At 33.3% G+C, this 14210-nt stretch carries 15 protein-coding genes; 5 read left to right on the top strand and 10 right to left on the bottom strand.

Translation table 11 applies throughout. The annotated features are described in order from the left end of the window. Window positions 1–30: 30 nt before the first annotated feature. The 7 genes from ACWA1F_RS05875 to ACWA1F_RS05845 form a co-directional block, all read right to left on the bottom strand. Window positions 31–984 carry an N-acetylornithine carbamoyltransferase gene (locus ACWA1F_RS05875; RefSeq protein ID WP_456892384.1) on the bottom strand — a complete coding sequence of 318 codons (954 nt, stop codon included), beginning with the start codon at window positions 982–984 and terminating at the stop codon, window positions 31–33. 138 nt (window positions 985–1122) lie between these two features. After that, window positions 1123–1884: a glutamate 5-kinase gene (gene proB, locus ACWA1F_RS05870; RefSeq protein WP_456892382.1), complete on the bottom strand. Its 762-nt coding sequence runs from the start codon at window positions 1882–1884 to the stop codon at window positions 1123–1125. Window positions 1885–2097: 213 nt separating this feature from the next. Beyond that, window positions 2098–3291, bottom strand: a complete 1194-nt coding sequence (locus ACWA1F_RS05865) for a glutamate-5-semialdehyde dehydrogenase (RefSeq protein ID WP_456892380.1) — start codon at window positions 3289–3291, stop codon at window positions 2098–2100. Window positions 3292–3430: 139 nt separating this feature from the next. Continuing rightward, window positions 3431–4570, bottom strand: coding sequence for an aspartate aminotransferase family protein (locus tag ACWA1F_RS05860; protein WP_456892378.1), 1140 nt, complete (start codon window positions 4568–4570; stop codon window positions 3431–3433). Window positions 4571–4730: 160 nt separating this feature from the next. Next, window positions 4731–5708: an N-acetyl-gamma-glutamyl-phosphate reductase gene (argC, locus tag ACWA1F_RS05855; protein ID WP_456892376.1), complete on the bottom strand. Its 978-nt coding sequence runs from the start codon at window positions 5706–5708 to the stop codon at window positions 4731–4733. Continuing rightward, window positions 5701–6894 (bottom strand): argininosuccinate synthase, encoded by a 1194-nt coding sequence (locus ACWA1F_RS05850; RefSeq protein WP_456892374.1) that lies wholly within the window; start codon window positions 6892–6894, stop codon window positions 5701–5703. The genes argC and ACWA1F_RS05850 overlap by 8 nt, the downstream gene beginning before the upstream one ends. 62 nt (window positions 6895–6956) lie before the next feature. Further along, window positions 6957–7592 carry a GNAT family N-acetyltransferase gene (locus ACWA1F_RS05845; RefSeq protein ID WP_125722911.1) on the bottom strand — a complete coding sequence of 212 codons (636 nt, stop codon included), beginning with the start codon at window positions 7590–7592 and terminating at the stop codon, window positions 6957–6959. A gap of 202 nt (window positions 7593–7794) precedes the next feature. On the opposite strand from ACWA1F_RS05845, the gene ACWA1F_RS05840 reads away from it, so the two are divergent. Then, the gene (locus tag ACWA1F_RS05840; RefSeq protein ID WP_306157777.1) at window positions 7795–8028 is read left to right on the top strand and encodes a hypothetical protein; all 234 of its coding nucleotides are present in this window, start codon (window positions 7795–7797) and stop codon (window positions 8026–8028) included. A 35-nt stretch (window positions 8029–8063) separates the two neighbouring features. On the opposite strand, the gene ACWA1F_RS05835 is transcribed toward ACWA1F_RS05840, so the two are convergent. Then, window positions 8064–10328, bottom strand: coding sequence for a M1 family metallopeptidase (locus ACWA1F_RS05835; protein WP_456892371.1), 2265 nt, complete (start codon window positions 10326–10328; stop codon window positions 8064–8066). A gap of 182 nt (window positions 10329–10510) precedes the next feature. Between ACWA1F_RS05835 and ACWA1F_RS05830 the strand changes: the two genes are divergently transcribed. From ACWA1F_RS05830 to ACWA1F_RS05820, 3 genes are all read left to right on the top strand, one after another. Next, window positions 10511–11362 carry an aldose 1-epimerase family protein gene (locus tag ACWA1F_RS05830; RefSeq protein ID WP_456892369.1) on the top strand — a complete coding sequence of 284 codons (852 nt, stop codon included), beginning with the start codon at window positions 10511–10513 and terminating at the stop codon, window positions 11360–11362. Between the two features lie 8 nt (window positions 11363–11370). Next, window positions 11371–11919 carry a GNAT family N-acetyltransferase gene (locus tag ACWA1F_RS05825; protein ID WP_456892367.1) on the top strand — a complete coding sequence of 183 codons (549 nt, stop codon included), beginning with the start codon at window positions 11371–11373 and terminating at the stop codon, window positions 11917–11919. A gap of 108 nt (window positions 11920–12027) precedes the next feature. Continuing rightward, window positions 12028–12582, top strand: a complete 555-nt coding sequence (locus tag ACWA1F_RS05820; protein WP_456892365.1) for a DUF3575 domain-containing protein — start codon at window positions 12028–12030, stop codon at window positions 12580–12582. Window positions 12583–12584: 2 nt separating this feature from the next. On the opposite strand, the gene ACWA1F_RS05815 is transcribed toward ACWA1F_RS05820, so the two are convergent. Next, entirely contained in the window at window positions 12585–12809 is a 225-nt protein-coding gene (locus ACWA1F_RS05815; RefSeq protein ID WP_456892363.1) for a VF530 family protein, read from the bottom strand. Window positions 12810–12914: 105 nt separating this feature from the next. Continuing rightward, a complete protein-coding gene (locus ACWA1F_RS05810) occupies window positions 12915–13571 on the bottom strand; it encodes a hypothetical protein (RefSeq protein WP_456892361.1) in 657 nt (218 codons plus the stop codon). Window positions 13572–13713: 142 nt separating this feature from the next. Here ACWA1F_RS05810 and smpB point away from each other — a divergent pair, with 142 nt between their 5' ends. Continuing rightward, complete coding sequence (gene smpB / locus ACWA1F_RS05805) at window positions 13714–14169, top strand: SsrA-binding protein SmpB (RefSeq protein ID WP_111290250.1); 456 nt, start codon at window positions 13714–13716, stop codon at window positions 14167–14169. Window positions 14170–14210 lie beyond the last annotated feature (41 nt).

Below are 14210 nucleotides of genomic sequence, written 5' to 3'. Positions count from 1 at the left end.
TAGCTTAGAAACCTTAGAAGCTTTAAAAAGCTATAGCTTTTTAAGGATCTTCTGTAAAACTAATTGTGCCGAATACGTTCTATTATTCGCCTGCTCAATTACGATAGAATTTTCTCCATCTAAAACTTCATCGCTTACAATTACGTTACGACGAACAGGAAGACAGTGCATGAATTTTCCATTGTTGGTTAAAGCCATTTTCTCAGCTGTAACCGTCCAGTTTGGATCTGAGTTGGTTACTTTTCCGTAATCGTTGAAATTACTCCAATTTTTTACGTAAACGAAATCAGCATTTTCGAAAGCTTTATCTTGATCGTATTCGATTTTACAGTCTTTTGTAATTTCTGGGCTTAATTCGTAACCTTCTGGATGTGTGATTACAAAATCCATATCTTTCTGCATTTGCATCATTTCTACGAATGAATTCGCAACTGCTTGTGGAAGCGCTTTTGGATGCGGTGCCCAAGACAAAACTACTTTTTGTTTGTTTTTATGTCTAGGTTTGAATTCTTCCATCGTAATCGCATCTGCTAATGACTGCAACGGGTGACGAATAGCACTTTCCATGTTTACGATTGGCACTGTAGCGTATTTCAAAAATCCTGAAATTACAGTTTCAGCATAATCTTTTTCTTTATCAACTAAACCTGCAAATGCACGAATTGCGATGATATCACAGTATTGAGAAACTACTTCTGCCGCTTCTTTAATATGTTCTGAAGCACCAGAATTCATAACGGCTCCGTCTTCAAATTCTAAAGTCCAACCTTCGTTGGTAAAGTTCATTACCATAACATTCATTCCCAAGTTCATAGCCGCTTTTTGAGTACTCAAACGCGTTCTTAAACTGGGGTTAAAAAATAACATTCCTAATGTTTTATTCTTCCCTAAACTTTGGTTTTTAAGCGGATTTTTTTTGATTTTTATCGCTTGGTTTACCCATTTTGATAATGAGTTGATTTCTTTTATTGAGATGTAGTTCATTTGTTTTCTTTGTTTTTTAGTTTTTTTTTCGCCACGAATTCACGAATTATTTTTTTCCAAATCTTTGCGATTATTTTTTCGAATTAATTCGAATTAATATTTCGTTTAGATACTAAGAAACAATTCGTGAATTCGTGGCTATAAAATTTTTGTAAATGGAATTTTATCTTCTAATGCGTTTAAAATAAAATTATCATTTAATCCGTTGACGATCCAAGTTTCTATATTAGCAGCTTTTGCAATACCTGCAGCTTCGATTTTCGACTGCATTCCTCCTGTTCCGTGTGAAGATTTTGAATCTCCTATTTCTTTTTCCAGAGATTTTAAATCTTCTACCAATTTTATGGTTTCTGGATTTTCATTATGAATTGATTCTTTCGTGTAAATTCCATTTGTATTGGTTGCAATTATCAGGATATCAACATTTAAAAGAACCGCCGTTAAAGCAGCTAATTTGTCATTATCTCCAAACCGAATCTCATCTGTCGCCACCGTATCATTTTCATTGATAATCGGAATGTAATTGTTTTTAACTAATACATTAATCGTATTTACAATATTCTTTTTGGTCTGCTCCTTTTCAAAATCAGAATAAGATAGCAAACACTGCGAGGTATTTAATCCTAAATCCTTAAAATTCTCATTGTAAATCCGCATTAAATGAGGCTGTCCAATTGAAGCTAAAGCCTGTTTTACAAAAACATCTTTATCTTGATTATCCAGTTTTACAAACTGCTTTGCCGCCGCAATCGCTCCTGAACTTACTATGATAAACTCATATTCGTCGTTCAAAGCCGCAACCTGAATTCCAAGGTCTTCAATCTTTCCCCGCGAAATATGATTGGTTTCCTTTGTTAAGGTGTTACTTCCTATTTTTAATAAAATCCGTTTTTTTGCCATGTTTTTTGTTTTTGCCACGAAGGCGCTAAGGCACAAAGTTTTTATAATTAAATTCCAATATTTTAAATTCCAAATTCCAATTGAATCTCAATAAAAAATTTAAAAATCTAAGAATTAATAATTCACAATCTAAAGTCTAAAATCTGCAATCTAAAATTTCCTAATTATCTAATTGACAAATTATCTAATTGACAAATTATCTAATTATCTCAATTACCGGATCTGCCCTTCTCCGTAAACGTACCATTTATTGGTAACCAAATGCTGAAGTCCAATTGGTCCTCTTTGATGTAATTTATCAGTGCTGATTGCTAGTTCACCGCCAAGTCCAAATTGTCCGCCGTCTGTGAATCGGGTTGACGCATTTTGGTAAACAGCCGCGGCATCTATAGATTCCATAAACTGTTTGGCAATTTCATTATCTCTTGTAATAATTGCTGCTGAATGTCCTCCGCAGTATTTATTAATCATGTCGATTGCATGTTCGTCAGAATCAATAGTTCCAATTACGATTTTATAATCCAAAAACTCTTCATACCAAATATCTTCGTTTTGAAGTGTTTCGGTATCTTCGAAATTTTCAAGCGATTTATCAACGATAATTTCAACATTTTTTTCTTTTAATGTTTCGATTAGCATCGATGTAAAACCTTCAAAATTCGGAAGTTTTGGATCAATTAAAACTTTATCAACTGCATTACAAGCCGAGATTTTAGCCGTTTTTGCGTTTAAAATTACTTTTAAAGCCAAATCCGTATCAGCATCTTTATGAACGTAAACAAAATTATTTCCGCGTCCGCTTACGATTACTGGGCAAGTCGCGTGCGCTTTTACAAATTCGATTAATTTTTCTCCTCCTCTCGGAACAATTAAATCTACTTTTTGTGTTGGTTTTTCTAAAAAAGCCTGAGTTTCAGTTCTGTTATAATTCAGATATTCAACCCAGTCTTTCGAAACTTTATTTTCTTCTAAGGCTTGATACCAAAGACTTACGATTTTCAAATTGGATTTTAAAGACTCTTTTCCTCCTTTTAATAAAATTTTATTTCCGGATTTAAAAGCAATTCCACCAGCTTCAATTGTGACATCGGGACGTGATTCATAAATAATTAAAATCGTTCCAAAAGCTGCGGTTTTATTGATGACTTTGATTCCATTATCGTGTGTAAAATGAAAGCGCTCTACTCCAACAGGATCTTCCTGAGATGCTAATTGATTTAATGACAAAATCATTTCATCTACTTTTTTATCATCTACTTTCAGTCGTTCTTCCATCGCAAGATCAGAACCGTCGTAGTCGGCCAGATCTTCCTGATTGGTCAAAATAATCTGATTCCGCTCTTGTTCGACCAGTTTTGCCATGGTCCGCAAAACTGCATTGCGCGTTTCAATTGATAATGGTTTCATAATTTCAAGTGGGTTGGTTGTTTTTTGGTTGTTTCTTTCGAAACTATTGTATTCTAAAAGGTTTGAAAACCTTTTAGAAAACTATACTTTGCGTTTCTAAACCTTACGGGTTTTAAAAACCCGTAAGGTTTAATGCGAATTAATTTTTTAATTCTTCTAAACTTTCTTTCAACGCTTTTACAAACGTATCGATATCCGCTTTTTTCACAGTTAATGGCGGTAAAATTCTCAATAGATTTTTATTATTGGCGCTTCCTGTAAAAATATGTTTTTCGATAATTAATTTCTTTCTCAAAGCCGCAACATCAAAATCAAACTCCACTCCAAGCATTAATCCTTTTCCTTTTACTTGTTTGATGCCTTCAACTTCTTTGATTTTTTCTAAGAAATACTCGTAAACCTCATTTACATTTTTCTGCAAATCAAGCTTTTCAATTACATCTAAAACTGCAATTCCTGCTGCACAAGACAAGTGGCTTCCGCCAAAAGTAGTTCCTAATAATCCGAAACTTGCTTCAAATTTTGGAGAAATTAAAATCGCTCCAACCGGGAAACCGTTCCCCATTCCTTTTGCAACTGAAATAATATCAGCGTTAATTCCGTGGTGTTGGAAAGCGAAGAATTTACCGCTTCTTCCGTATCCTGATTGTACTTCGTCTAAAATTAAAACAACATCATGTTTTTTACATGCTTTTTCTAAAGCCTGGAAAAACTCAGTTGTTCCTTGATCTAAACCTCCAACTCCTTGAATTCCTTCGATAATTACAGCCGTAACATCGCCTTTTGCTAGTTCAGCTTCAACTAATTCAATTTGGTTTAGAGGTAAAAACGTTACTTCTTGTTGTGCATTTATTGGCGCAACTATTTTTTTGTTATCGGTAACAGCAACTGCCGCAGAAGTTCTTCCGTGGAAAGAATTATCAAAAGCCACAACTCTAGATCTTCCGTTATGGAAAGAAGCTAATTTTAAAGCATTTTCGTTTGCTTCAGCTCCAGAACTACATAAAAATAATTCATAATCTTCTAAACCTGAAAGCTTTCCTAATTTCTGTGCCAATTCAACCTGTAAAGGATTCTGAATCGCATTTGAATAAAATCCTAAATTATCAATTTGGTTTTTTAGTTTCGCCACATAATCCGGCTGTGTATGTCCGATGGAAATTACTCCATGTCCGCTGTATAAATCTAAATATTCTACTCCTTTGTCGTCAATAATTGTGCAGTCAACTGCTTTTACTGGAGTAATGTCGTATAATGGGTAAACGTTGAATAAGTTCATTTTGTGTTTTGTTTATTTTGTTTCAGGTTTAAAGTTTCAAGTTGCTCACTGAATGTGAAAACTGAGAGCTTTAAAACTAAAACTAGTTATGTTTCTTTTTATTCATTTCAAGTCACGTACCGAACGTGAAACCTGAAACTTTAAACTTGAAACTAAAAAATTAAAATCCGCTTGGTTTCAAATGTAACCCTGTGGTTTCTTCTAATCCGAACATTAAATTCATGTTTTGAATTGCCTGTCCTGAAGCACCTTTGGTTAAGTTATCGATAATTGATGTTATGAGAACCCGGTTTCCTTTTTTCAATAAACTAATAATGCATTTGTTGGTTTGTACAACTTGTTTCATATTGATGTTTGTCGTTGTAACCGTTACAAAAGGCTCATTTTTATAGAACTCTTGATATTTTGCTACTAAAGTTTCTAAACTATCGTCCGATTTCGTGTAAAGAGTTGCAAAAATTCCTCTTGGAAAATCTCCTCTATTCGGAATAAAAAGCAATTCACTTTCAAAATCATCCTGCAATTGCACCAGACTTTCAGTGATTTCACCTAAATGTTGATGCTCAAAAGCTTTGTAATGAGAAAAATTGTTATTTCTCCAGCTAAAATGAGAAGTTTCAGCAAGACCAACTCCCGCTCCTGTCGAACCCGTTGTTGCATTAATATGAACATCATTATTCAGCAATCCGTCTTTGGCTAAAGGTAATAATGCCAACTGAATGGCAGTTGCAAAACAACCTGGATTGGCAATATAATCTGCTTTTTTGATTTCGGCTTTATTTATTTCCGGAAGACCGTAAACAAAATCTTTTCCTTCAAAATGAGCATCTTTGTTCAATCTGAAATCATTTCCTAAATCAATGATTTTAGTATGGCCAGCAAACTGATTTTCTTTCAAAAATGAAATCGATTTTCCGTGTCCTAAACACAAGAATACCACATTCACATTTGGATTGATTTCATCAGTAAAGTTCATTTCGATATCGCCCATTAAATCGTGGTGCGCCACAGAAAGTGGTTTTCCAGCGTTTGTTGTACTGTAAACAAAATCAATGTTTACTTTGGGGTGATACATTAAAATTCTGATGAGTTCTCCGGCTGTGTAGCCCGAACCACCAATAATTCCGACATTAATCATGATCTAATTTGTTTACAGATGAGAAAATATTTTGAGCATTTCCTAAAATCTTAATAAATCCTTTCGCATCTTCAGATGTCCAGGCATTGTTCATTTCGCCGTACTGACCGAAACCTGTGTTCATTAAATCATTTTCTGATTCGATTCCGTCAAGTGAGAAATGATATGGTTTTAACGAAACAGTTACTGTTCCGTTTACTGTTTTTTGAGTATCCTGAAGGAAAGTTTCGATGTTTCTCATCACTGGATCAAGAAATTGACCTTCGTGAAATAACATTCCGTACCAGTTTCCTAGTTGTTCTTTCCAGTATTGTTGCCATTTTCCAAGAGTATGTTTCTCTAATAAATGGTGCGCTTTGATGATAATTAAAGGTGCCGCAGCTTCAAAACCAACTCTTCCTTTAATTCCGATAATCGTATCTCCTACGTGAATATCTCTTCCAATTGCGTAAGCGTTTGCTAATTTTTCAAGCTCAACAATATTATTTGAAGGCTTATCTGTTTTTCCGTTAAGTCCAACTAATTCACCTTGTTCAAAATGAAGCGTTACTTTTTCTTCACCATCTTTTTGCAATTGTGAAGGATAAGCTTCGCTTGGCAATGGCTGTCCTGAAGTTAAAGTTTCTTTTCCTCCAACACTTGTTCCCCAAAGACCTTTATTAATAGAATATTGTGCTTTTTCCCAAGAATAGTGAACTCCGTTTTGAGCTAAATAATCTACTTCTTCTTGTCTAGAAAGTTTTAAATCTCTAATTGGCGTGATGATTTCGATTTCTGGAGCAATAGTTTGGAAAATCAAATCGAAACGGATTTGGTCGTTTCCTGCACCTGTACTTCCGTGTGCAATGGCACTTGCTCCTACTTTTTTAGCGTATTTAATTGCTTCAATTGCTTGAAAAACACGCTCTGCACTTACTGATAACGGATAAGTATTGTTTTTTAATACGTTTCCGAAAATCAAATATTTTATTGCTTTATCATAATATTTGTCAACGATTGTCAGGTTAGCGTGTTGCGCACTACCTAACTCGTAAGCTCTTTTTTCAATAGCTGTTAATTCTTCAGCAGAAAATCCTCCTGTGTCTACAAGTACAGTGTGAACTTCGTATCCTTTTTCATTTTTTAAATATTTCAAACAATACGAGGTATCTAATCCTCCGCTATAAGCTAATACTACTTTTTTCATTTTTTATAATTTAGGCTAATACTTTCGTATGTAGCAGTTTGAGATTTTTTCTAATTAATTGGTTAAACAAAAAATGCTATAATTTTATTTAAAAATAAAGCTTGTTTAATTTTTTTAAGTCTGCTCAAAACAGCCTCATTAAAAGGATGTCTAGGCGGTGTTTTTTGTTTTTCTTTCGGGTCATACAACATTCCTGTACAAAGGCACATTTTGTTTTCTTTGCTTTGTAAAATTGGGAAATTGGTACAGGTTTTACAGCCAGCCCAAAAACTCGGGTCGGTTGTTAATTCTGAGAAAGGAACTGGTTTGTATCCTAATTCAGAGTTAATTTTCATAACCGCCAAACCAGTAGTAATTCCAAAGATTTTAGCATCTGGAAATCTCTTTAAAGAATAATCAAATACTTTAGATTTTATCTTTTTAGCCAATCCATGGCTTCTGTAATCTGGATGAACGATTAATCCCGAATGCGCCACAAATTTTCCGTGCTGCCAGCTTTCTATGTAGCAAAAACCTGCAAACTTTCCATCAGCCAGTGCAATCATCGCATCACCGTTTGCCATTTTTTTCTGAATGTACTCAGGAGTTCTTTTAGCAATCCCCGTGCCTCTTAACAAAGCAGATGATTCTATCGTATCGCAGATTTCTTGTGCGAATTTGAAGTGTTCTTCCTGGGTAACAACAATAGAGATCTTCATTTCAATAATTGAAGTTTAGCGTTAAAAATTAAAATGTATTGTTTAGATTGAAATCCAGAATTGAATCCGATAAAAATAGACAAAAAAGAAGTAACACTCTCTAAATCAAAAACTTGATCAAGAAAATTTACAAAATTATATATAGTTTTAGGATATGTTTGTCCAATGGACAAATTATGTGATTTCAAAATGAAAAAAGGATATGAATAAATATACGGCTATAAAACTCAGTGGATACTATAGAGATAGTGTCCGTACTTCGGGAGAAGTAATCGGTGAGTTTGTCCGTGACAAAGAAGTTATATGTAAACTTATTTTATTCATCGGTGCAAAAGTACATTATTTTTTTATTTACAAAACAAAAAAATTAAATTCTAACATTTTTTTGACGTTTTGTGAATATACTCATAAAACAAAACCCGATAATTATTTCTAATTATCGGGTTCTGAATATTTTATATTTTTAAAATTTTACTTTTTCGTAAATGGAATTACTTGTCCATTATCTATAAGCGTCATATCGAAACCTGTTTTAGCTTCGTTAAATTTAAATTTCAATCCTGCTCTTTTTGATTCAAATGTGTCTTTTTCATTTGTAACAGGGTTTAAAGTAAATTTAGGATAATTTGGAAGCTCAGCATATAAAACACTATTCTTCTCTGTCAATTCAATTGTCAAAGGAGACTTAGTGGTAACATAATTACCTAAGTATCCGTCCAGAATAATGTCTTTTTCAATTTTTCCGCTTCCCGCTTTCCAAACATTATTAGACGTATTGTTATCTGGAAAAGCATGGTCTGGATCTAACGTGATGCTTTCAATTTCTTCTGTAGAATTGTGTTTGAAAGACCAAGAATTGTTTCTTTGCCAGATTTCTACTGGAATATTAACTCTTGATACTTTTCCGCTTTTTGATTTTACATCCAAAACAATCGGCATTGGCATTTTATCAAAGTTTTCAACTGTAATTACAGCGCCTTTAGCCGGATCATTTTTTACATATTTAACCGAGTTAACTCCTTGGTCAAAACGCCAATTGTTTACATACCAGCTTCTCCAGAACCAGCTTAAATCTTCTCCAGCCACATTTTCCATACTTCTAAAGAAATCATCTGGTTGCGGATGTTTGTAAGCCCAACGCTGAATATAGGTTCTAAAAGCAGTATCAAAACGCTCTTTTCCTAAAATTTGCTCTCTCAAAATTACTAAACCTGCACTTGGTTTAAAGTAACATAACATACCAATATTTGCCTCCTTCATATTATCTGGAGAACTCATAATCGTTTCTAAATCAGGTCTTGTAAATGGTTCTGCCATTTCATGCAAATCTGTTGGCTGTTCTTTGTATTCGCCATTATTAAAAGCAGCCGTACTTAATGAATTAATAAAAGTATTAAATCCTTCATCCATCCATGCAAATAATCTTTCGTTTGAACCTACAATCATTGGAAACCAGATATGTCCAAATTCATGATCTGTAACTCCCCATAAATCAGCTTCTTTAGATTTCCATCCGCAGAAAACAATTCCAGGATATTCCATTCCTCCTTCGTTTCCTGCAACGTTTGTCGCCGCTGGATAAGGATATTCAAACCATTGCTTAGAATAATGCTCGATAGAGGCTTTTACATATTCTGTAGAACGTCCGTAACCATCTCGCCCATCACTTTCAACAGGATAAGCAGATAATGCTAAAGATTTTTTACCGCTCGGAAGATTAATTTTTGCTCCATCTAAAATGAAAGCTGGAGATGATGCCCAAGAGAAATCACGAGCATTTTTGATTTTATAATGCCAAGTTTTTTCAGTCCCAGCATTTGCATTTGCAGTAGAATTTACTTCATCTGCAGTACGAATCATAACTGTTTTGTCGCTGTTAGAAGCGTCTTTGTATCTTTTTAATTGCTCAGCAGAAAAGACTTCCTGACCGTTTAACAATTCTCCAGAAGCCACAACATAATGATTTCCAGGAACTGTAAGTTTTACATCAAAATCTCCATATTCTAAATAAAACTCTGAAGCACCTAAATATGGAGCTGTATTCCAGCCTCTCACATCATCGTATACACACATACGTGGATACCATTGAGCAATAGTGAAGATTTTTCCATTTTTAGTTTCTAAAACCCCCATTCTATCCGATCCTTCAAAAGGTGCAATGAAAGAGAATTCGATTTTAATCTTTACAGAACCTCCTTTTGCAGCCAATTCCTGAGGAAGGAAAATCTGCATTCTCGTATCTGTAACTATATATTTAGCAACTGTTTCCGTTTTAGTTTTACCGCCAGAAATTACTTTTACCGATTTAATTTTATTTCCTCCGTCAAAAACTTGTCCTTGGGCTCCGTTACGGCTTCCCGTTAAAGGCACAAGAGCATTTCCTCTAGAGTCTTCTTTAAATAAGTTTTGGTCTAAATTCAGCCAAAGAAATGATAATTTTTGAGGACTATTATTCGTATAGGTAATTTCGTCTGTCCCTACAATTTCGTTTGTATTTCCATTTAATTTTGCCGTAATCTGATAATCGGCTCTATTTTGCCAGTATTCTACTCCTGGTTCTCCGCTTGCAGTACGAGTACTTGTAGCATTTTTGGTGTAAAAATGAGGTCCAAAGGCATCATGATAATTATAATTGTTTACTGGATTTGTTGCTGACGGAGTTTCCTGCGCCCATACTGAAGAAATCCCAAAAAATAAAGCCGCGGTTAAAATGGCTTTCGCAGATTGCTTTTTCATATTTTTAGCTGTTTATGTAGCAAATTAATGAAAAAAAAAGCTATTTACAGAGAAGTTTTAAAACATAAATTTAATTTTAGCAAAATTTTATTAATAAAATAATTTAGCCTTTTTCTTAAAAAACTAAATTTTATAAAATATATTTACATCTATAAAAAACATTCATTATACATTCTAGCATCGTGACTACAACTATTTCAAATTCAATATTAACGGCTTCAATCAAACATGCAGGAGCCGAATTATTTTCGATAAAAAACAACCAAAACAACGAATATATCTGGGAAGGCAATCCCGATTTTTGGGGCAAACATTCTCCTGTTCTTTTTCCTATTGTAGGAACTTTAAAAAATAACACTTACAAAATCAACGAAAAAGAATATCACTTGCCTCGTCACGGTTTTGCTCGTGATATGGAATTTGATTTGATTGAAAAAAACGAAAATAAAGCTATTTTCTCTCTTAAATCTTCCGAAGAAACAGTACAGAAATATCCTTTTGAATTTGAATTGCAGCTTATTTATACGCTTGATGGTAATTCATTAGGACTTGAATACAAAGTAATCAACAACGGAAAAGAAAAAATGCCTTTTTCAATTGGTGCACATCCTGCAATTGCTCTTCCTAATCATTTTGAAAATTATGCTTTTCAATTCGAAAAAGAAGAAAACTTAAAATATTATCTTCTTGAAAATGATTTGATTTCATCTCAAACTAAAATTTTAGAAACAAAGAATGGCATTGTTCCTTTAAATTATGAACTGTTTAAAAATGATGCTTTAATTTTTAAAACATTAGAATCAAAATCTTTAACTATCCTCAACAATTCAAAACCTTATGTAAAAGTTGAGTATAATGATTTTCCGAGCTTAGGAATCTGGACCAAAGAAAATGCGCCTTTTATCTGTATTGAACCTTGGCTAGGTTATTCGGACACTGACGAAAATACAGGCGATTTATATAAAAAAGAAGGAATTTTGACGTTGGATGAAAATAAAGATTTCAGTGCGAAATTTAGTATTACTATATTATAATATACAAAATGTTAGAATTTAATTTTAATCCATTTCCAGTAATAGAAACAGAGCGTTTGATCTTGGACAGACTTAATGAAACTGATGTAAAAGAAGTTTTCGAAATACGTTCTAATCCAGAGATTATGAAATATATTCCGCGTCCTTTGGCTAAAAATCATGAAGATGCATTGGTTCACATCAATACCATTAACGAAAACATCGACAAGAACATTGGCATAAATTGGGCGATTAGACTTAAAGGAGACCCAAGACTATTAGGAATAATTGGATTCTACAGAACACAATTTGAAAATTACCGGTCAGAAATTGGCTATATTCTAAATTCTGATTCTCATGGCAAAGGAATCGTTCCAGAAGCAGTAAATGCATTGACAAACTATGGCTTCAAAGAATTAAAACTCCACTCTATTGAGGCGGTAATTGACCCTGAAAATTATGCCTCAGAAAAGGTATTACAAAAATGCGGATTTGTTAAAGAAGCGCATCTAAAAGAATCAGAGTTTTGGGAAGGAAAATTTCTTGACAAGGTAATCTATTCATTACTAGAAAAGTAACTTTTTATTCTTGTTAAAATAATCTTATAAAGAATTATTGTTTCTTGTTATAAGTTATATTTGCGCTCGAAATCAGCGAAAAACAGCTGTTTTTGAATTCCAAAATTTATGAAAAAAATACCCGCCCTCCTTGTTCTTTTATTTTGTATTCAATTACATAGTCAGACATTTGTAAAATTTAACGGAGCAACTGCTCTATTATTAGTTCCAAATATTGGAATAGAAACCAGTATTGGAGAAAAAACTACATTTAGTGCAGATGTTATGGCTTCTTTCTGGAAATCGTTTAATGGACATTCTCCTATGAAACTTGTCACTTTTACTCCTGAAGTTCGTTACCATTTTAAAGAAAAATACAACGGTTTTTATGCAGGAGCTCATATCGGAGCCGATAAATATGAATTACAAAAATGGAATTACTGGAACAGTAATCATTATGAAGATGGTTTTGGATACAGACTTGGAGCTACAGTTGGTTACAATCTGAAATTAAATGACAAATTTTTGCTTGACTTTTTTGTTGGTGGCGGATGGCACCAAGGATTTTATCACGGATACTATAATGACGGCACTCCTGGGAGATATGAAAAAGCAGTTCACTGGAATAAAAGTGGCGAATGGCTTCCGTATCGTGGAGGAGTTATGATTTCTTATAAATTATAAGATCAACCTAACTTAGGAAGCGTTTTAACATAAAGCTCTTCTACTTTCTTACGAGCCCAATCTGTTTTTCTTAAAAAAGTAAGACTTGATTTTACACTCGGATTCGAAGTAAAGCATTTGATAGGGATTAATTCTCCTAGAGTATCAAAACCATAATAATCGACTAATGTTTCTACAATTTTTTGAAGTGTAATTCCGTGTAAAGGATCTTTATACTGGTTTTGCATTTTAAACTTTTTAAATAATATCAAAAGACCGTACTTTAAAGCACGGTCTTTTTTTTTGTAAAATTACTAAAATAGAATTTTACGTTAATCAAATAAAGAATAAAATTAGAATATGAATTTAAATCCTACAGAAATTGGAGAAGTTAAAGTTGGATTACTTCCGCCTAAAGCCCCATTGTACAATGGCTCAACATTTGCAACATGTGCTAAACCAAAATTAGTAACTGTAGTTTTTTCTCCTACCTTAGGATCCAATGTTGTAGAAGTAAAGTTTGCTAAATCATAAGAAAACTCAACAGAGAAGTTTTTAGTTACAAAATAGTCAAACCCTCCAGACACAGACAAACCAACTTGATTGACTTTTAAATCGCTTTCTTTTTCTTTTCCTGTGATGACTGGTATTGCTGCCTGTCCAAAGAAATATAATGAACCCGCTACATTCCAATATTTTCTAACCAAAGGCTGAAAAACAAATAAATCTGTCTTAGCAAGTGTTTTAAGATCTGTACTTCCCTCTGGGTATCCATCTGCTTTAATATTAATAAATCCTACGGCAGCACCAACTGCTACAGAAGGAGTTACAAATGTTCCAACAATTGGCAATACAGAAATATTCGTTGCTTTTACATCACCAGTTTTTGTCTGCTGGTAACCAAACTGAGAAGTAGCAAACCAAGCGCCTTTTAATCCTTGAGATGAATCTTGAGCTTTAGCGGCAAAACCGATTAACACTATACTCATTAACGTTACAATTTTTTTCATTTTATTTTGGTTTTTAAAATTATAAGACAAACTTATAGGTAAGTTTTTTCCTTAAGAATGATTAAAATCATAGATTGAAAAAAAATCTTTAATTATCTTTATCTGTTACATTTTTTTTCAATTTTGTCTTACATTTGCAATCATGATAAAATCAGTCAACATACTTAACAAAAGAGCCAGATTCGATTATGAAATAATCGACACTTATACTGCTGGAATTGTTTTGGCGGGAACAGAAATTAAATCTATACGTTTAGGGAAAGCAAATATTACCGAAAGCTTCTGCGAGTTTAGCGGCATGGAACTTTTTGCCATTAATACTTATATTGAAGAGTATTCTTTTGGAAATCAGTTCAATCATAAATCAAGAAGCGAGAGAAAATTACTTTTAAATAAAAAAGAATTAAAAACACTTCATAAAAGTGTTCAGGCAAAAGGTTTAACAATCATTCCTTTAAAATTATTCACAAACGAAAAAGGTTTAGCCAAACTGCAAATCGGGTTGTGCAAAGGGAAAAAGAACTATGACAAACGTGAATCTCTAAAAGAACAAGATACCAAACGTGATTTGGACCGTATTAAAAAAGCTTTTAACTAAAAGCTTTTTTAATTTTACATAAACCTCTATTTATTAATATT

The sequence above is a fragment of the Flavobacterium erigeronis genome (assembly GCF_054075165.1).
This window is presented reverse-complemented; position numbering and strand designations above follow the sequence as displayed.